This is a genomic window from Streptomyces sp. NPDC026394, from assembly GCF_055567735.1.
This window is the reverse complement of record NZ_JBVHPX010000005.1, coordinates 134,528-153,293: the sequence shown is the minus strand read 5'-3', so window position 1 is coordinate 153,293 and position 18,766 is coordinate 134,528. Positions and strand designations below refer to the sequence as shown.

Genomic DNA, 18,766 nt, shown 5'->3' with positions numbered 1-18,766 from the left:
TCGTACGGGCTGCCGGTAGCGCGCCGCAGCCGGAAGGCGGACGACCTTAACTTTCTCAAATCCCCACAGATGTACGGTGGATGATGCACACGAGGCGCGCTGAGCGCCGCGGGGGGCATCGGGAGCGAGTGGCGCCTCCGGTGCGGCGCACGTGTCGCCACCACGTATCCGCAAGACAGTTCGATGGATCCGGCGGGCGGTCCGCTACGTCCATTCCCTGTCCAGTCGGGTCCTCCCCACGGAGGTGGGATGAATTGGCCGGTTTCAGAGCTCTCGCAGAACAGGTGCGCAACCCCCGTCTCGTCGCCACGCAGCGGCGTACGGCCTTGCGCAAGTGCCTGGAACGCTTCGCCCCGTACGGGCATCGCGCGACCTGGCACCATCTGTGCACCAGGGCGGGCATCGCGACCGAGGACCGCGAACCCGACCCGGCGCGGCTGATGGCCGCGCTGGAGGAACTGGAGGAGGCCCGCGCCGTCTGGCTCGGGTACGAGAAGGAGTTCGCGGCCCGTCGGCGCCGCGAGAAGCACGACGGCATCCGGCAGCCCAGCGCGCTCGACGACTGGCACCGGCGTACCTGGGGCGGCTGTGACATCGTGCCGTGCGAGGCGCCCCACCGGCATCCGGCGGCGCCGCTGGCCGCGGTGCTGCGCAGCATGATCCGGGCGATGGAGTCCGGCACGCCGCGGTCCGGCTGCCCGGTGTGCGGTACGCGGCACTTCGTGTGGCGTGCGGACCTCGAACGTTTCCCGGTGGCCGGGCCGGTGTGCCAGGAGTGCGGGATCGTGGCACCGCTCTCGGTGCTGACCCGTGAGGCGCTGGCGGAGGCGCGGGAGTCCTCACGCGTGCGGCGGCTGTACGTGGCGGCCTGAGCCGGGCGGGCCGGGGACGCGGGGCGGCCGCCCCGCCGACGGAACCCGTTGTCAGACCCTGCTGTCATGCTCGTGGGCATGGTGCAGGTATGCCTCAACGGCTCTCGGGACGCCGCCGGTTCCGGGGTGGTGCCGATGGTCCCGGAGGAGCTGGCCGATGCCGCGGGGAAGGCGGTCGCGGCCGGCGCCCGGGACATCCACGTCCACCCCAGGTCGCCGTGCGGACGGGAGTCCCTCACGCCCGGTGTGCTGACGCCGGTGCTGGAGGCGGTACGTGCCGTGGTGGACGTGCCGGTGGGGGTCACCACCGGCGCGTGGGCCGAGCCGGACCCGGAGCGCCGGGTGGCCTGGGTACGGGCCTGGCCGGTGCTGCCCGACCACGCCTCGGTGAACTGGCACGAGCCGGGCGCCGAGGCGGTCGCCGCCGCTCTGCTGGAGCGCGGTGTCGGCGTCGAGGCGGGCATCTGGTCGGGTACGGACGGCGCGGAGCGTTTCGCGGTCTCGCCGCTGGGGCCGCGGGTGCTGCGGGTGCTGGCCGAGGTCATGGACCCGGGCGCTTCGGCGCGGGAGACGGCGCGCGGCCTGCTGCGCGCGCTGGACGCGTACGGCGCGCACGGCCGCCCGGTGCTGCTGCACGGCGAGGACGGCGGGGCCTGGCCGGTGCTGCGGCTCGCCGGTGAGCTGGGCCTGGCCACCCGTATCGGCGTCGAGGACACCTTGCTGCTGCCGGACGGTTCGCCCGCGGCCTCCAACGCGGAGCTGGTGCGGGCGGCGCTGCGGGAGTTGGCGCGGGCGCCGTCGGAGTGCGGTACGGCGGGCGGGAGCGGCGACGGCGTGCGCGCCGGAGAAGCCGGAGGAGCCGGAGCAGGCAGAGACGCCGGAGCGGGCAGGGCGCTTTCCTGCGGGAACGACGCAGGTCCCGGTGGCCGCGGCACTCTTCCCCGGGGTAGGTGAACGATGTACGTTCCGCGTCATGCGCGCGCCCGCCCGTTCCCGTACCGTCGCGCCGCCGGGGTGGAGCCGCTGGCTCGTGCCGCCCGCTGCGCTGTCCATCCACCTCGCCATCGGCCAGGCGTATGCCTGGAGCGTGTTCAAGCCGCCCTTGGAATCCTCGCTCGGGCTGTCCGGCACGGCCTCCGCGCTGCCCTTCCAACTGGCCATCGTGATGCTGGGGCTGTCCGCCGCGTTCGGCGGCACCCTCGTCGAGCGCAACGGCCCGCGCTGGGCGATGTCCGTCTCGGCCGTCTGCTTCTCCTCGGGCTTCCTGGTGGCGGCGCTCGGCGCGGCCACCCGGCAGTACTGGCTCGTCGTCCTCGGCTACGGCCTCATCGGCGGCATCGGCCTGGGCATCGGGTACATCTCCCCCGTCTCGACGCTCCTGAAGTGGTTTCCCGACCGGCCCGGCACGGCCACCGGCATCGCCATCATGGGCTTCGGCGGCGGTGCCCTGATCGCCTCACCGTGGTCCGCCGGGCTGCTGGACACCCTGGGCCGGGACTCCTCCGGCATCGCCCGTACGTTCCTCGTCATGGGGCTGGCGTACGCCGTCTTCATGACGCTCGGCGTGCTGCTGGTACGGGTTCCGCCCACCGGCCCGCACACCCCCGGTGCGGGCCGGGCGGCGGCCGCGCCCCGCCCGCTGGTCACCACCGCGCAGGTCTCGGCCCGTAACGCCGTTCGGACTCCGCAGTTCTGGTGTCTGTGGGTGGTGCTGTGCACGAATGTCACGGCGGGGATCGGCATCCTGGAGAAGGCCGCGCCGATGGTCTCCGACTTCTTCGCCCGCGGCTCCGCGCCGGTGAGCGCGTCGGCCGCCGCGGGTTTCGTCGGGCTGCTCTCGCTCGCCAACATGCTCGGCCGGATCGTCTGGTCGGCCACCTCGGACCTGGTGGGCCGCAAGCACGTCTACCGCCTCTACCTGGGCGCCGGCGCGCTGACGTACCTGCTGATCGCGCTGGCAGGCGACGCGTCCACACCGCTGTTCATCGCGTGTGCGGCCGTCATCCTGTCGTTCTACGGCGGCGGGTTCGCCACCGTACCGGCCTACCTGAGGGACCTGTTCGGCACGTACCAGGTGGGAGCGATCCACGGCCGGCTGCTCACCGCCTGGTCCACCGCGGGCGTCCTGGGGCCGCTGATCGTCAACGCCGTCGCCGACGCGCGCCGCTCGGCCGGGCACACCGGCTCCGACCTGTACACGACGTCCTTCTTCATCATGATCGGTCTGCTCGTCGTCGGGTTCGCCGCCAACGAGCTGGTGCGGCCCGTGCATCCCCGGCACCACGAACCGCCGCCCGCCGCGCCCCGGCCGGCGGACACCGCGCCCACCGCGCCGAAGGGAGCCGCTCCGTGACCGCCCGCCGTACCGCCCTGCTCGTCCTGGCCTGGCTGTGGGTGGGCCTGCCGTTCGGGTACGGCCTTTACGAACTGGCCCTGAAACTGAGACAACTCTTCACGGGATGAGGCCACGCACGACCTCCACCGGACCGGAAAACACCGAGTCCCGGCACTGACCACCGGCACACGCGAAGGCGGACGTCCATGGCAGAACTGCACGACCTGACCGCTCTGGAGCAGGCCGCGGGGGTGCGGACCGGCGAGCTGTCCCCCGTCGAGATCACCGAGCACTACCTCGCCCGCGCCGAGGAACTGGACGCCACACTCGGCGCGTTCCTCACCCGTACCCCCGACCTCGCCCGCAAACAGGCGGCGGACGCGGAGGCCGCGGCCTCCGCCGCGCGCCGCGAGGGCCGGGAGCTGCCGCCGCTGCACGGCGTGCCCGTACCGGTCAAGGACCTGAACCAGGTCGCCGGTGTGCGCTGCACGATGGGGTCACGGACGCTGGCCGGCCAGGTGGCTCAGATGGACGACCATGTCGTCACCAAGCTGCGCCGGGCCGGCACGATCCTGCTCGGCAAGACCAACACCCCCGAGTTCGGCCTGCCCTGCTACACCGAGAACCTCCTCGCACCGCCCGCCCGCACCCCGTGGGACCTGGAGCGTTCGGCGGGCGGTTCGAGCGGCGGCGCCGCCGCCGCGGTGGCCGGCGGGCTGGCCCCCGTGGCGCACGGCAGCGACGGCGGCGGCTCCATCCGCATCCCGGCCTCGGTCTGCGGCCTCTACGGCATCAAGCCGAGCCGCGGGCTGATCAGTTCGGGGCCGCTGCTCCACGACGTGACGGGCGTGGGCACCTCGGGCCCGCTGGCCCGCACGGTCGCGGACGCCGCCGCGCTGCTGGACGCGATGGCCGGCCCGATGCCCGGCGACCCGTACGCGGCCCCCGCGCTGCCGCCGGGCGAGACGTACACCGCGTACGCCGGGCGCGACCCGGGACGGCTGCGCATCGGCTGGCTGACCGACGTGCCCTTCCCCGGTACCGAGGTGCACCCGGACTGCCGGGCCGCCGTCACGGAGACGGCCGCGCTCCTCACGGACCTCGGCCACCAGGTCGACGCGCTGACACTGCCCGCCGACGACAGCTCCCGGCTCGCCTTCACCCGCGTCTGGTCGGTGATCGCCGCCGGCCGTCCGGTGCCGCCGCAGGACGAGGCGGACCTGATGCCGCTGACCCGCTATCTGCGGGCGCGTGGCGCGGAGATCCCGGCGGTCGAGTACGCGCGTGCGCTGTACGCCTTCCGGATGCTGGGGCAGTTGTTCGCCGATCAGGTGATGCCGCGGGACGGCGGTTTCGACGTGGTGCTGACCCCGACGGTCGCCCAGCCGCCGCCGCGCGTCGGTGAGCTGCGCAACGACGCTGACCCGCAGGCCGAGTTCGCCGCCGTCGGCGCCTTCACCCCGTACACGCCGCTGTACAACGCCACCGGGCAGCCCGCGGTGAGCATTCCGCTGCACTGGAACGCGGCGGGCCTGCCGATCGGTGTCATGCTCGGCGGGCGGTACGGGGAGGACGCGACGCTCGTCGCGCTCTCCGCGCAGTTGGAGGAGGCGCGGCCGTGGGCGGGCCGCAAGCCCGAGGTGTGGTGATCCGGGTGCGGTGACCCGGAGTGCGGTGGCCGGGATGTGGTGCCCCGGGGTGCGGTGCTCCGGGGCACGGTGACCCGGGGTGCGGTGAGCCTCAGCGGCGCGCGCAGCGGTCCCCGTCCCGCGCGCCGGCCGTACCGGCCACGCCGCCCCCACCCGCCGTACCGGACTCTTGCGTCCCGCCACCCCGACCGCCACTCCGACCGCCACTCCGGCCGCCGTCCCGGCGCCCCTCCCCCGCCCCGCTCCCGGACGCGCCACCGCGCCCCCGGGACGGCCCGCCGGTCCGGTCCACACGCAGCCGCCGCGCACCCGGGCCCTGCTCGCCGAGTTCGTCGTACGGGTTCGACAGCGCGCAGTTCTGGAGGGACAGGCAGCCGCAGCCGATGCAGTCGGTCAGCCGGTCGCGCAGCTCGACGAGCTGGGTGATGCGCTCCTCCAACTCCTCGCGCCAGACCTCGGAGAGCCGGGCCCAGTCGTCCCGGTTGGGCGTGCGTTCGTCGGGCAGTTCGGCGAGCGCGTCGCGGATGACGGCGAGCGGGATGCCGACCCGCTGGGCGGCACGGACGAACGCGACCCGGCGCAGCGCGTCGCGGGTGTAGCGGCGCTGGTTGCCCGCGGTCCGGGTGCTGCTGATCAGTCCCTTGGACTCGTAGAAGTGCAGGGCGGAGACCGCCGCGCCGCTCCGCGCGGAGAGCTGGCCGACCGTGAGCTCGTGGACCTTGTAAGGAAGCTGGGGCACGGCACAACCCTAACCGTGGGCAGGCCCGGGGCTGCGGGGATGCGCCCGGCCACGGGCGGCGCGGGCGCCCGGCCGGCGGCGGCGCGGCGGCCGGCACCGGGTCAGAGGTAGAAGCGGCTGAGCGTCTCCGCGACGCAGACCGGCTTCTCGCCGCCCTCACGCTCGACGGTCACCGTCGTCGCGAGCTGCACACCGCCGGACACCTCCGTCACGCCCGCGATACGGGCCGTCGCCCGCACCCGTGAGCCGACCGGGACCGGAGCGGGGAAGCGGACCTTGTCGACGCCGTAGTTGATGCCCATCTTGACGTTGTCGACCCGCAGTAGCTGCGGTACGAGGGCGGGCAGCAGCGCCAGTGTGAGATAGCCGTGCGCGATGGTGGTGCCGAACGGCCCGGCCGCGGCCCGCTCCGGGTCGACGTGGATCCACTGGTGGTCGCCGGTGGCGTCGGCGAACAGATCGATCCGCTTCTGGTCGATCTCCAGCCAGTCACTGGTGCCGAGGTCCTCGCCGACCGCGTTCCGCAGTGCGTCGAGCGAGCCGAACACCCGGGGCTCTGCCATGTCCGTATGCCTCCTCAGGCTCCGCAGACGCGGGCCGTGCCATCGGCCCGCCACCGACTAAGCGCTTGCTCAGCATGTGCGGCGAGCCCTCCCGTGTCAATGCCCTCCGGCCCCCACGGCCCCGGCCGCCCGTTCCGTCCCCGCCCCGGCGCACCCGCTCCCACCGAGGCCGCCCTCACCGGCCCCGCCCACCGGACCCGGCCCTACGGCCGCGCACCGACCATCCGCAGCACCAGCCCGGCGTACAGCTCGCCCACCTCCTCGGGCGTACGGGCGCCCTCGGCCGAGAACCAGCGGGCCACGTCCACACACAGCGACAGCACCGCGAGCGTCGTGCCCGGCACGTCGCCGACCGTGAACTCCCCGGCGTCGGCACCGTCCTGCAGGATGCCGCGCAGTGAACGGTCGGTACGCCGCCGCAGGCCGGCCACGTGCGCGTAGTGCTCCTCGCTCAGCGCCTGCAGCTCGTACTGGATGACCCGGGCGGTGGTGTGGTGCCGGGCGTGCCAGCACGCGAAGGCGCGGACGGCGGCGGCGAGCCGCTCGGCGGGGCCGCCGTCGGCGCCGGCCGCCTCCTCCATGATCCGCAGGGCCTTCTCGTGGCCGATGCCGCTGATCCGGAAGAGCAGTTCCTCCTTGGTCCTGTAGTGGATGTAGAGCGCGGCGGGGCTCATGCCGGCCCGGCCCGCGATGTCGCGGGTGGTGGTGGCGTGGTAGCCGCGCTCGGCGAACGCCTCGACGGCGGCACGGACCAGACGGCGGGCCGCTTCCGGGGACACGTCGGCCCAGTCCTCCGCCGAGCCGTCCGCCTGCTCCGCCTCCGTGACCATCGCGCACCCCGATCCTCGGTCCCCCGCGGACCATCCGCGACGGACCGAACACCTTACCCCGCCGGTGAGCAAGCGCTTAGAACCGCCGGGGCGGGGCGTGCGGACCTCGCGGTCAGAACGCCGACACCCCGGTGAGGGCCCGCCCGATGACCAGCTTCTGGATCTGGCTGGTGCCCTCGTACAGGGTCATCACCCGGGCGTCGCGCAAGAGCTTGCCGACCGGGTACTCGTCGATGTAGCCGTAGCCGCCGAAGACCTGGAGCGCGTTGTTCGCGGCGCGTACCGCCGCCTCGGAGGCGAACAGCTTCGCCTTGGACGCCTCGGTGGCGAACGGTTCGCCGCGGTCGATCAGATCGGCGACCCGCCAGGTCAGCAGGCGCGCGGCGTCCACGTCGACGGCGATGTCGGTGATCAGCTCCTGCACCAGTTGGTGGTGGGCGATGGTCCGGCCGAACTGCTCGCGTTCCGTGGCGTGACCGACGGCGGCGTCCAGTGCGGCCTGTGCGATGCCCACACAGCCGGCGGCGACCGACATCCGGCCCTTGGCCAGCGCCGACATCGCAACGGAGAAACCTTTCCCCTCCGGGGCCAGCAGGGCGTCGGCGGGCACCCGCACGTCCCGCAGCACCAGTTCGGCGGTGGCCTGGCCGCGCAGCCCCAGCTTGCCGTGGATCTCCCGGCGCTCCAGACCCGGCGTGTCCGTGGGGACGAGGAAGGCGCTGATCCCCTTGTGGCCGGGGGCGTCGCCGGTACGCGCGAAGAGCAGCACCACGTCGGCCCAGGTGCCGTTGGTGATGAACATCTTGCTGCCGTCGACGACGTAGGAGTCACCGTCCCGCACGGCGCGGGTGGCCAGGTTGCCGGCGTCCGATCCGGTGCCGGGCTCGGTCAGGCCGAAGCAGCCGATGGCCTCACCGGAGGTCAGCGGCGGCAGCCACCGCCGCTTCTGCGCCTCACTGCCCCAGGCCGCGACCGTCTTGGCGACCAGGCCCAGGGACACGGAGACGATGCCGCGCACCGCGGAGTCGCCGCGGCCCAGTTCCTCGGTCACCAGCGCGTAGGTGAGGTGGTCGCCGCCGGAGCCGCCGTACTCCTCGGGGACCGTCAGGCCGAGGAAGCCGACCTCGCCGAGCTTCTTCACGATGCCCCGGTCGACGCGTTCGGCGCGGTCCCAGGCGGCGGCGTGCGGTGTGATCTCGCGGTCGACGAAGTCCGCGGCGAGTTGCCGGGCGGCAGCCTGCTCCGCGCTGAGCTCCAGGTTCATCAAGACCCCTTGGGGAGGGTGACGGCAGCCGGACGGCCCGGAACAGCCGGACGACTCATTAACTACCACTGCTAGTTTTTGAGTGGCAGCCTCTACTATGTGCGGCATGGCCCGACCCCGCAAGCCCCTCCTGAGCCGGGAACGCATCGTCACCACCGCGCTCTCGCTCATCGACACGGAGGGCCTGGCCGCCCTGTCCACCCGGCGGCTGGCCGCCGAACTGGGCGTCAGCGGGCCGTCCCTGTACAACCACTTCACGACCAAGGACGGGATCCTGGACGCGGTCGCCGACAAGGTGGTCGCCGAGGTGGACGTCTCGGCCCTCGCCGCGGGCGCGGACTGGCGGACCGGCCTGCTGGCCTGGGCCCGCTCCTACCGCGCGGCGCTCGCCGCGCACCCCAACATCGTCCCGTTCCTCGCCCAGGGCCCCGGCCGTCGCCCGGCCGGCCTGAAGATGGCCGACGCGGCCTTCGGCGGCATGGTGGAGGCCGGCTGGCCACCGGCCCAGGCGACCCGGATCTGCGCCATGGTCCGGTACTTCGTCGCGGGTTCCGCGCTGGGCTCCTTCGCCCGCGGTTTCGTGGACGACCCGAGCGCCTACGACCCGGCCGACTACCCGCACCTGGGCCAGGCCCACCTGCTCGCCGAGCATCAGCAGCGGGTCGACGAGGGGGCGTTCGAGACGGGCCTGCTGGCCCTGGTCGACGGGCTCGCGCTGCGGCACCCGCGATCCGGCCCGCCCCCGCACAGGTAGCTGTAAGGTACATCCGCCCGGGTGGTCCCGGTGCGGAGCGCGTACGGCCCGACGGCGCGCTCCGGGTGCCTGAGGGGAGACGACGTGCGAGACCCGATCGCCACGCTGCGGGACGGGGCCGCCCCCTGGTCCCGGCACCCCGGCCCCCGTTACCTCCGCCACGTCCTGCGCGGCCAGGCCCAGGTCGACTTCCTGCCCAGCGCGGTCACCGGCGCGGTCTTCTCCCTCGCGCTGTTCGCCGCGGGCTGGGCGTACGGCCTGTACGGACTCCTCGGCGCCGCGACGGGCACCGCCACGGCGCACCTGCTCGGCGTGGACCGCGCACGGATCACCGCCGGACTCGAAGGCTTCAACGCCTGCCTGGTGGCCGTCGGTTCAGCCGTCTTCCTCGGCGCCGGACACCTGTCCACCGCCCTGCTCGCGGTGGGCGGCAGCGTGCTCGTCACGGTCGTCACCGCCGCCGTCGCGCGCGTCCTGGGAAGCCGGCAACTGCCCACTCTCACCCTCCCGTTCTGCCTGGTGGCGAGCGCGCTGACCCTCGCGGCACCGGGTTTCACCCGCCTCTGGCACCAGGCCGCACCCCCGGCGGCCCTCCCCCAGCCGGCCGGCCCGCCGACCGCGCTGTCGTTCACCGACCTGTGGCACGGGCTGTTCGCCAACGCCGCCCAGATCTTCTTCATGCCGCAGTGGTACGTCGGCGCCCTCTTCCTCGCCGGCATCTTCGTCGCGAACCGTACGGCGGGCGCGATGGCGGTCGTCGGCAGCGCGACCGGGACCGCCACCGCCTGGGCTCTGGGCGCCCCGGCAGCGCAGATCGCCTCCGGCGCGGCGGGCTACAACGCGGTGCTGGTCGCGATGGCACTGTGCGGGGTGTTCCTGCCGGCCGGCCGCCGGACCGCGGCGTACGCGGTGACGGGAGCGGCCACCGCGACCGCACTGACCCCGGCCCTGACCGCCCTCACCGCCCCCTCCGGAGGCCACGCCTTCACCTGGCCGTTCGTCCTGGTCACCCTCACCTTCCTGGCGGCGGCGCCGGCGTTTTCGCGCCTGTCAAAAGCCGGCGCACCGGCGTCTGCCACACAGGACACCCCCTAGAACTGTTGCGCCTCCGCAGCCACGTACCGCCGCAGCCCCACGTACTCCAGCACCGCGAACACCGCCACCACCACCGCGCCGACCGCCAGGAACACGGTGCCCAGGGCGGTGAGCGGCAGCAGGCCGGAGGAGGTGAGGAGCAGCATCGCCACGAAGGAGAGGGTGTTGCCCGCGACGACCGCGGCGGCCGGGCCGGCCGGGATGCGCGGGTAGCCGGCGATCAGGGCGAGGGCCGCGGCGCCGCCCAGCATGGCGACGCCGATCGGCAGGGACCAGGCGGTCGGCAGGCCGAGCGGGGCGCTGAGCGGTGTGCCGCCGGCGAGCATGAAGACACCGAACGCGGCGGTGCTCCAACTGTCGATCCGCAGGACCTTGCGCAGCAGGCCCGCACCGGCCGCCGCAGCGGGGCGGGCGGGAGTGCCGGTCGTGGTCGTCGCCGTGCTCATAGGCGTCTCCTCCTGGCGTGGGCGGGTCCGGCCGGTGGCGGCCCGGTCGAGACGACGATGCCGTCATCGGGGCGGCGCCTCAATGACCTCCCGGGTCATGGAACCGGTGCCCGCCGGTCCGGCGCGGTGTGGCGCCGGGCCGGAACGCGGTATGGCGCCGGGTCAGAAGACGATCAGAGCGCGGCCTCCCCTGCCCTCCCGCATCGCCTGGAAGGCGGCGGGGATGCCGTCGAGGGCGATGTGCTCGGTGACCATGGCGGACAGGTCGAGTGCGCCGCTGCGGACGTGTTCGGCGATGCGGGGCAGGTCGGCGGCCGGGTCGCTGTTGCCGTAGACGCAGCCGGAGAGCGTACGGCCGAAGTGGAAGAGTTCCAGGGCGGAGAAGGTGACCTGCTGGTCCCGGCCACCGATGCCGACGACGGTGGTGCGTCCGCCGCGCCGGGTGGACGACCAGGCCGTACGGATGGTGTCCGCCCGGCCCACGCACTCGATCGCGACGTCCGCGCCATGTCCGCCGGTGAGTTCGCGGATGCGTTTGGCGGTGTCGTCGGAGGCGACGAGGAAGGCGGTGGCGCCCGCGGCGCGGGCCAGTTCTTCCTTGGCCGGGGACACGTCCACGGCCACGATCGTGTCCGCCCCCGCGATCCGCGCGGCCTGGAGGGTGGACAGGCCCACACCGCCCACGCCGAACACCGCCACCGACTCCCCCGCCCGTACCCGCGCGCTGTGGTGCACGGCGCCCCAGCCGGTCAGCACGGCGCAGCCCAGCAGTGCCGCGTCGGTGAGCGGCACACCGGACGGCAGGGGCAGCGCCGCGCGGGCCGGGACGACCGTCTCCTCGGCGAAGACCGCGGTGCCGAGGCCGGGGTAGAGGTCGCTGCCGTCGGCGGCGAGCTTGGCGTACGGGATGCCCGCCGCCTTTCCGGCGTCGGCGCACAGCCAGGGCTCGGCCAGCCCGCAGAAGTGGCAGTTCCCGCAGGCGGGGGCCCAGTTCAGGACGACCTGGTCGCCGGGGGCGAGGGTGTCGACGCCCGCGCCGACGGCGGTGACGGTGCCCGCCCCCTCGTGCCCGAGGACGGCGGGCGCGGGCTGCCGCAGGGTCCCGTCGGACAGCGACAGGTCGGAGTGGCAGACCCCGGCCGCCGCCAGGCGGATGCGCACCTGGCCAGGGCCGGGCCCGGGCAGTTCGATCTCGGCGACCTCCAGCGGGGCGCCCACGGCGGTCAGTACGGCGGCACGGGTCATGCGGAGGTGGCTCCCTGGTCGGTGGGCGTACAGGTGCGTACGGGTACGGGGCGGTACAGGTACGGGCACGGGGCGGGTACGGCGGGCCCGGGTGGCCGTCCGGGCCCGCCGTGCTCAGAGCTGGAGGGACTTGGTCTGGAGGTACTCGCTCAGGCCGTGCGGGCCCAGTTCCCGGCCGATGCCGGACTGCTTGTAGCCGCCGAACGGCGCGAGCGGGTTGAAGCGCCCGCCGTTGATGTCGACCTGGCCGGTGTCCAGGCGCCGCGCGAAGGCGACCGCCTCGTCCTCGTCGCCGGCCCAGACCGCGCCGGCCAGGCCGTAGACCGTGCCGTTGGCGATCCGTACGGCCTCCTCCTCGTCCGCGTACGGCAGGACCGCGACGACCGGGCCGAAGATCTCCTCCTGGGCGATGGTCATGCCGGGTGTGACGTCGGCGAAGAGGGTCGGGCGGACGTAGTAGCCCCGCTCGCGGCCTTCGGGGGCGTCCGGGCCGCCCGCGACGACCCGGGCGCCCTCCTCGATGCCGCGCTCGATGTAGCCGCGGACGCGGTCGCGCTGGGTGGCGCTGACGACCGGGCCGAGGCGGCTGGCGCCGTCCAGCGGGTCGCCCGGCACGTACTTGGCGATGGCCGCCGCGGCCAGTTCCAGGGCCTCGTCGTACCGGTCGGCGGGGACCAGCAGCCGGGTCCAGGCGCTGCACGTCTGTCCGGAGTTGGCCATGACGTTGGCGATGTTGACGCCGACGGCCTTGCCGAGGTCGGCGCTGGGCAGCACCACGTTGGCGGACTTGCCGCCGAGTTCGAGGGCGCAGCGCTTGACGGCGGCGCCGGCGATGGCGCCGACCTTCTTGCCCACGGCGGTCGATCCGGTGAAGGAGACCAGGTCGACGTCCGGGTGCTCGGCGAGTGCCTGGCCCGCGACCGGGCCGCGCCCGGTGACGAGGTTGAAGACGCCGGCCGGCACGCCCGCCGCGTCCACGCACTCGGCGAAGAGCTGGGCGGTCAGCGGGGTGTCCTCGGCGGGCTTGAGGACGACCGTGCAGCCCGCGGCGAGCGCCGGGGCCACCTTGGCGACGATCTGGTGCAGGGGGTAGTTCCAGGGGGTGATGGCGCCGACCACACCGACCGGTTCGTGCAGGACGGTGGAGGTGCCGATCTTCTCCTCGAAGGCGTACGAGGCGGCCAGCTCGGCGTACGAGCCGGCCACCATGACCGGGACGGCGGCCTGCACCGCCCTGCTGAACGCCAGCGGCGCGCCCAGCTCGGCGGTGATGGTCTCGGCGATCTCCTGCGCGCGCCCGGCGAGCTGGTCGCGCAGCGCGGTCAGCCGGGCGGCGCGTTCGGCGGGCGCGGTGCGGGCCCAGCCGGGCAGGGCGGCGCGGGCGGCCCGTACCGCGGTGTCCACGTCCTGAGCGGTCCCGGCGGGGACGGTGCCGATGATCCGTTCGTCGGCCGGGTTGACGACGGCGATGGTGTCCGGCCCGGCGGCGGGCCGCCAGCTCCCGTCGATGTACATGGCGTCACGCTGCTTCACGTCGTCACCCTCCCGTGCCTGCTGCTGTCCCGTGAGCCCGAAAGTACTCGCCGGGCCAAACTAGCGGTGGTAGTTTTTCGGCGCCAGCCCCCTTACCGGCCATACCGGAAGCCACCGGTCCGCACCCGGGGCCCGGGTCTCAGCGGCGGGCCGTCAGCAGCGGCTGGAAGTAGCCGCCGTCCTCCGGCTCGTGCCAGACCAGGCGCACGAAACCGGCGGCCGAGACGAAGGCGCTGACCTGGTCCCGGGTCAGCGCCCAGGAGGTCGCCCGCCGGCTGCGCACCTCCCAGGAGGCGCCGCGCGGCAGCAACTGGATGAGGTCGAAGTCGTAGTGCTCGCCGTCGTCGTGCCACTCCCACAGTTGGAGCGTGACGGCCCGGCCGCCGTCGGGAGTGCGGGTGACGCGGGCCGGCAGCACCTCGCGGCGTTCGCTGCGCGCTTCCTCGTAGGCGCGCATGCCGAGCAGGAGCTGACCGCCGGGGCGCAGCACCCGCCGCATGGAGCCGAGGGCCGCGCGCACCGACTCGGGGGTGATGAGGTGCGCCAGGGAGTTGTCCGCGCACACCACCGCGTCGAAGAAGGCGTCGCGGAACGGGAGGTTCCGCATGTCGGCGGCGGCGGTCGGCAGGTGCAGGCCGCGGGCGGCCGCCTCGGCCGTGGCGCGGCCCGCCGCGACCGGGCTCAGATCCGTGCCGGTGACGGCGTGCCCGGCCGCGGCCAGCCCGAGGGCCTGCGTGCCGATGCCGCAGGCGCAGTCCAGGACCCGGTGCGTCCGGTCGCCGAGCGCGGCGCGCAGGTGGCCGTCGAGGGCACGGCCCTGCTGGGCCACGGCGGCCGACCAGTCCGGGTACAGCAGGTCGTACGTCGGGGCGAGCTGGTCGAAGAACCGTGCCAACGGCGGGTCCGGCATGGGGCCACGATAGTGCGGCGGGTGCGGTTCTTCACCGGGTGGCGCGGGCTTTCGCCGGGTGGTGCGGGCCTTCACCGGTTGGCACGGGATTCGTCGCCTGCGGCGGGCGGGCTCCGGGGAACCGCCGGTGCTCTTGGGGGCGCTGACGGCCTCTCGGGACGTACGGGCTCCGACGTCCCGCGCGCCGGGCGGGCGGCCACGGCTGCCGAGGCCAGGAGCAGGACGCCGAGCAGCGCGAAGGGCGCCGCGGTACCGGCCAGTCCGGCCAGCAGGCCCGCCGTGGCGGGTGCCGCGACCTGGCCGAGCCGGTTGCCGGTCAGACGCAGGGCGAGTGCCGTGCTGCGGGCCGCCGCGGGAGCCGCCTGGACGACCGTGGTCATGGACAGCGGCTGGCCGACGCCTAGGCAGAAGCCGAGGGCGCCGAGCATCACGGCCAGCGCCCAGACCGGCACGGGCAGGGTCAGCCCGGCGCAGAGCAGGCCCGCGAGGGCGCAGCTGCCCGCCATCAGGGCGGTGCGTCCGAGAAGCCGGATCATGGGCGTCATGACCAGCCGGCAGGCGACCGTGGCCGCCGCGCGCAGGCTGAGCAGCAGCCCGACGGTGGCGGGCGCGATGCCCCGGTCCTCGCCGATGACGGGCAGGTAGGCGGTGAGGATGTCGGTCGCGGAGAGCACCGCGAGGCTCATGAAGATGCCGGCCGCGACGCCCCGGGTGCCGAGGATGCTTCGTACGGGCGTGCGTTCCGTCGTCGCCGTACGGCCCCGGGCGGGAGGCGTGGCCCCGGAGGCGGCGGCCGGGCGGTGTTCCAGGCGCCACAGGGACAGGTAGGAGAAGGCGGCGAGGGCGCCCGCGGCCAGGAGCGCGGTGGCGCTGGTGGCCGCCATGGCGCCGGCACGCCCGGAGACGACGAGCCCGGCGGCGGCCGGGCCGACGAGCTGGCCGAGGGAGGCGCCGATCGTGAAGTGGCCGAAGTTGCGGTCACGTTCGTCCGGGGCGCTGCGGCGGGCGACGATGGACTGGGCGCCGATGACGAAGCACAGGTGGCCCAGGCCCATCACCCCGCTCCAGGCGGCCATCGCGGGCAGCGAGCCCGCCACGCCGCTGAGCGCGCAGCCGCCGGTGATCAGCGCGACGCCGGCGACGAGCAGCGGGGCGCAGCGGCCCTGGTCCGTGCGGCGCCCGAGCGGTACGGCCACCAGCAGCGGCAGCAGCGCGTACACCGCCGTGATCACGCCGACCGCCCGCTCGTCGGCGCCGAGCGCGAGCGCCCGGTAGGAGACGGCGGGCCGGGCCATGCTCACCGCGGCCTGGGCGAAGGTGAAGGTGATGACCAGGCGCAGCAGCCAGCCCCGGCCGGGCGTCGCGGCGTCCACGGGTCAGATGATCCCGTACAGCAGGCCGGCCGCGAGGACGACCAGGGAGGTCAGCACCGCCCATTTCACGGTGAAGCGGGTGTGGTCGCCGAACTCCACCTTCGCCATGCCGACGAGGACGTAGACGGCCGGGACGAGCGGGCTGGACATGTGCAGGGCCTGGCCGACGAGGGAGGCGCGGGCGATCTCCAGGGCGCCGACGCCGTGCGCGGCGCCCGCCTCGGCGAGGATCGGGACGATGCCGAAGTAGAAGCCGTCGTTGGACATGAAGTACGTGAGCGGGATGCTCAGGACGCCGGTGACGATGCCCATGTGCGGGCCGAGCGCGTCCGGGATGCCGTCCACGAGCCAGCGGGCCATGTGTCCGACCATGCCGGTGCCGGTGAGGACGCCGGTGAAGACGGCGGCGGCGAAGACCATGCCGGAGACGTTCAGGACGTTCTCGGCGTGGGCGGCGATCCGGGCCTTCTGGTCCGGCATGCGGGGGAAGTTGACGGTGAGCGCGGTGGCGGCGCCGAGCAGGAAGAGCACCGGGATGGGCAGGGTCTGCAGGACGAGGAGGACCAGCAGGGCGACGGTGAGGGCGGCGTTGAACCAGTAGAGCTTGGGGCGCAGGGTGGCGCGGTGCGGGTCCAGGCCCTGGAAGTCGTCGGCGCCGGGGGCCGTGGCGTCGGTGCCGGAGGCCGCGGCGCCGGTCGCGGGCTCCGCGGGAACCGTGCCGCCGTTTCCGCCCCCGACCGCCGCCGCGGGACGCGCCTTGGCCGTACGCAGGGCCGCCGTACGCAGGACGGTCGTACGGACGCGGGCCCCGAAGCCACCGGTCGCCGCGGCGAGCACCGGCTCGCCGGCCGGCTGTGCGGGCAGCGTACGCCCGGTCGCGGTGCCCGCGTCGTCGAGCGTGAGCAGGCCGAGCCGCTTGCGCTCGCGGCGCCCGAGGACGTACGCCAGCAGGAAGACCGCCACCAGGCCGGTGGCCAGCGCCGGGACCATGGGGACGAAGATGTCGCCGGCGTCCAGCTTGAGGGCGGTGGCGGCGCGCGCGGTCGGGCCACCCCACGGGACGGTGTTCATCACCCCGTTGGCGGTGGCGGCGACGCCCGTCATGACCACCAGGCTCATCTTCAGGCGGCGGTAGAGCGGGTAGAGCGCGGACACCGTGATCATGAAGGTGGTGGAGCCGTCGCCGTCGAGCGAGACGATCGCGGCGAGCAGCGCGGTGCCGACCACGACCCGCACCGGGTCCGCCTTGCAGAACCGCAGGATGCCCCGGACGACCGGGTCGAACAGCCCGACGTCGATCATCACGCCGAAGTAGATGATGGCGAACATCAGCATCGCGGCGGTCGGCGCCAGGTCGCCCACGCCCTTGAGGACGTACTCGCCCAGGTGTGCCCCCTGGCCCACCAGGACGCAGAAGAGCGCGGGGATCAGGATGAGCGCTGCCATCGGCGACATCTTCTTCGTCATGATCAGCACCAGGAAGGTGGCGATCATGACGAATCCGAGGACTGTCAGCATGGGGGTACCTCACGTTCGCCTTCGAACACCGCCCGGGACGGCGGTCGAGGCGACGGTAGGTGGCCGAAACTTTCGTTAACAAGGTCTTGACGTGCGAGCAATACGAGCAAAACACCAGGCGTGTGAGCGCTCGCCCGGCCGGTCCGGCGCCCGGCGGGCCGCCGGTCCGGTACCGCGCACGGCTCCCGCCGGGTGGCCGAGAGTTTCCGTTGACGGGCCGGGCCCGCAATCCTAAGGTCCTCCATAGGATTGCTGGATCCCCTTGAGCGGCGGGAGCGCGCGATGACAGGCACGGGCAACGAGCGGGCGAGGAAGACGGCCGAGGGACTCGCGTACTCCTCGGGATTCGGCAACGAGCACAGCTCGGAGGCGGTCACCGGCGCGCTCCCGGTGGGCCGCAACTCCCCGCAGCGCGCGCCCCTGGGCCTGTACGCGGAGCAGTTGAGCGGTTCGGCGTTCACCGAGCCGCGCGCCCACAACCGCCGGACGTGGCTCTACCGCGTCCGCCCGTCCGCCGCGCACCCGGCGTTCACGCGGGTGGACAACGGCGCGCTGCGCGGCGCGCCCTTCACCGAGACCGCGCCGGACCCCAACCGCCTGCGCTGGAACCCGCTGCCCGCGCCCGAGACCCCCACCGACTTCCTGGCCGGCCTGTGGACCCTGGGCGGCAACGGCGACGCCACCCAGCGCACCGGCATGGCGATCCACCTCTACCACGCCAACGCCTCCATGGAACGCCGGGTGTTCAGCGACGCGGACGGCGAACTGCTGATCGTGCCCGAGCACGGCGGTCTGCTGATCCGCACCGAACTGGGCCTGCTGCGCGCCGAACCGGGGCACGTCGCACTGATCCCGCGCGGCGTCCGCTTCCGCGTCGAGCTGCTCGACGCCACCGCGCGCGGCTACGTCTGCGAGAACTACGGGCAGCCCTTCCAGCTCCCCGACCTCGGCCCGATCGGCGCCAACGGCCTGGCCAACGCCCGGGACTTCCTCGCGCCGACCGCCGCGTACGAGGAAGAGGAGGGCTCCTACGAGGTCGTCAACAAGTTCTGCGGCAACCTCTGGAAGGCGACGTACGACCACTCGCCGCTGGACGTGGTGGCCTGGCACGGCAACCACGTCCCGTACGTCTACGACCTGCGCCGCTTCAACGTCATCGGTTCGATCAGTTACGACCACCCGGACCCCTCGATCTTCACCGTGCTGACCTCGCCGTCCGACACCCCCGGCCTGGCGGGCGTGGACTTCGTGGTCTTCGCGCCGCGCTGGCTGGTCGGCGAGGACACCTTCCGGCCGCCGTACTTCCACCGGAACGTGATGAGCGAGTACATGGGGCTGGTCGAGGGCGCCTACGACGCCAAGGCGGAAGGTTTTGTCCCCGGCGGCGGCTCGTTGCACAACATGATGTCCGCGCACGGCCCCGACCGGGAGACCTTCGACCGGGCGAGCGCGGCGGAGCTGGCACCGCAGAAGATCGACGACGGGCTGGCGTTCATGTTCGAGACCCGCTGGCCGGTCACCCTCACCGGGCAGGCGGCCGGCGCCGACCACCTGCAGAGCGGCTACGACGGCGTGTGGCAGGGTCTTGAGCGCCACTTCCGTCCCTGAGCGCACCGGGCCGGCCGGGATCCGTCCGGCCC

Annotated in this window: 17 protein-coding genes and 1 pseudogene; 8 read left to right on the top strand and 10 right to left on the bottom strand. The window is 73.9% G+C overall.

Annotated elements, in window-relative coordinates; genetic code table 11:
- The first annotated feature begins 254 nt into the window (after positions 1-254).
- The 5 genes and pseudogenes from ACZ4QV_RS14395 to ACZ4QV_RS14375 all read left to right on the top strand — a co-directional run bounded on the left by ACZ4QV_RS14395 (position 255) and on the right by ACZ4QV_RS14375 (position 4,856).
- Positions 255-872 carry a hypothetical protein gene (locus tag ACZ4QV_RS14395; protein ID WP_361154262.1) on the top strand — a complete coding sequence of 206 codons (618 nt, stop codon included), beginning with the start codon at positions 255-257 and terminating at the stop codon, positions 870-872.
- 78 nt (positions 873-950) lie between these two features.
- Positions 951-1,667, top strand: a pseudogene (locus ACZ4QV_RS14390) (3-keto-5-aminohexanoate cleavage protein); the annotation flags it as partial.
- A gap of 178 nt (positions 1,668-1,845) precedes the next feature.
- Positions 1,846-3,225, top strand: coding sequence for an OFA family MFS transporter (locus ACZ4QV_RS14385; protein WP_361616918.1), 1,380 nt, complete (start codon positions 1,846-1,848; stop codon positions 3,223-3,225).
- On the top strand, positions 3,222-3,335 hold the full coding sequence (locus ACZ4QV_RS14380) for an MFS transporter small subunit (protein WP_425274966.1): 114 nt from the start codon (positions 3,222-3,224) through the stop codon (positions 3,333-3,335). Before ACZ4QV_RS14385 ends, ACZ4QV_RS14380 begins: the two co-directional genes overlap by 4 nt.
- 78 nt (positions 3,336-3,413) lie before the next feature.
- Positions 3,414-4,856, top strand: a complete 1,443-nt coding sequence (locus ACZ4QV_RS14375) for an amidase (RefSeq protein WP_361587342.1) — start codon at positions 3,414-3,416, stop codon at positions 4,854-4,856.
- Between the two features lie 91 nt (positions 4,857-4,947).
- On the opposite strand, the gene soxR is transcribed toward ACZ4QV_RS14375, so the two are convergent.
- From soxR to ACZ4QV_RS14355, 4 genes are all read right to left on the bottom strand, one after another.
- On the bottom strand, positions 4,948-5,595 hold the full coding sequence (gene soxR, locus ACZ4QV_RS14370) for a redox-sensitive transcriptional activator SoxR (protein WP_361154273.1): 648 nt from the start codon (positions 5,593-5,595) through the stop codon (positions 4,948-4,950).
- A gap of 101 nt (positions 5,596-5,696) precedes the next feature.
- Positions 5,697-6,158, bottom strand: a complete 462-nt coding sequence (locus tag ACZ4QV_RS14365) for a MaoC family dehydratase (RefSeq protein ID WP_361154275.1) — start codon at positions 6,156-6,158, stop codon at positions 5,697-5,699.
- A gap of 203 nt (positions 6,159-6,361) precedes the next feature.
- Positions 6,362-6,988: a TetR/AcrR family transcriptional regulator gene (locus tag ACZ4QV_RS14360; RefSeq protein WP_361587345.1), complete on the bottom strand. Its 627-nt coding sequence runs from the start codon at positions 6,986-6,988 to the stop codon at positions 6,362-6,364.
- A gap of 112 nt (positions 6,989-7,100) precedes the next feature.
- Positions 7,101-8,252 carry an acyl-CoA dehydrogenase family protein gene (locus ACZ4QV_RS14355; RefSeq protein WP_361154280.1) on the bottom strand — a complete coding sequence of 384 codons (1,152 nt, stop codon included), beginning with the start codon at positions 8,250-8,252 and terminating at the stop codon, positions 7,101-7,103.
- 106 nt (positions 8,253-8,358) lie between these two features.
- Here ACZ4QV_RS14355 and ACZ4QV_RS14350 point away from each other — a divergent pair, with 106 nt between their 5' ends.
- Positions 8,359-9,006, top strand: a complete 648-nt coding sequence (locus ACZ4QV_RS14350; RefSeq protein ID WP_361587347.1) for a TetR/AcrR family transcriptional regulator — start codon at positions 8,359-8,361, stop codon at positions 9,004-9,006.
- A gap of 84 nt (positions 9,007-9,090) precedes the next feature.
- Positions 9,091-10,101 (top strand): urea transporter, encoded by a 1,011-nt coding sequence (locus ACZ4QV_RS14345; RefSeq protein WP_361587349.1) that lies wholly within the window; start codon positions 9,091-9,093, stop codon positions 10,099-10,101.
- Here ACZ4QV_RS14345 and ACZ4QV_RS14340 read toward each other — a convergent pair.
- The 6 genes from ACZ4QV_RS14340 to ACZ4QV_RS14315 form a co-directional block, all read right to left on the bottom strand.
- Positions 10,098-10,547, bottom strand: a complete 450-nt coding sequence (locus ACZ4QV_RS14340; RefSeq protein WP_361587351.1) for a hypothetical protein — start codon at positions 10,545-10,547, stop codon at positions 10,098-10,100. The two genes, ACZ4QV_RS14345 and ACZ4QV_RS14340, sit on opposite strands and share 4 nt — an antisense overlap.
- Before the next feature lie 162 nt (positions 10,548-10,709).
- Complete coding sequence (locus tag ACZ4QV_RS14335; protein WP_361587353.1) at positions 10,710-11,792, bottom strand: Zn-dependent alcohol dehydrogenase; 1,083 nt, start codon at positions 11,790-11,792, stop codon at positions 10,710-10,712.
- A 114-nt stretch (positions 11,793-11,906) separates the two neighbouring features.
- On the bottom strand, positions 11,907-13,325 hold the full coding sequence (locus ACZ4QV_RS14330; RefSeq protein WP_361616920.1) for an aldehyde dehydrogenase family protein: 1,419 nt from the start codon (positions 13,323-13,325) through the stop codon (positions 11,907-11,909).
- Positions 13,326-13,464: 139 nt separating this feature from the next.
- Entirely contained in the window at positions 13,465-14,235 is a 771-nt protein-coding gene (locus tag ACZ4QV_RS14325; RefSeq protein WP_361587357.1) for a class I SAM-dependent methyltransferase, read from the bottom strand.
- A gap of 71 nt (positions 14,236-14,306) precedes the next feature.
- A complete protein-coding gene (locus ACZ4QV_RS14320; protein WP_361616923.1) occupies positions 14,307-15,608 on the bottom strand; it encodes an MFS transporter in 1,302 nt (433 codons plus the stop codon).
- 3 nt (positions 15,609-15,611) lie between these two features.
- Positions 15,612-17,126 (bottom strand): CitMHS family transporter, encoded by a 1,515-nt coding sequence (locus ACZ4QV_RS14315; RefSeq protein WP_361587359.1) that lies wholly within the window; start codon positions 17,124-17,126, stop codon positions 15,612-15,614.
- 282 nt (positions 17,127-17,408) lie between these two features.
- Between ACZ4QV_RS14315 and hmgA the strand changes: the two genes are divergently transcribed.
- Complete coding sequence (gene hmgA / locus ACZ4QV_RS14310) at positions 17,409-18,734, top strand: homogentisate 1,2-dioxygenase (protein WP_361154303.1); 1,326 nt, start codon at positions 17,409-17,411, stop codon at positions 18,732-18,734.
- The last annotated feature ends 32 nt before the right edge of the window (positions 18,735-18,766 follow it).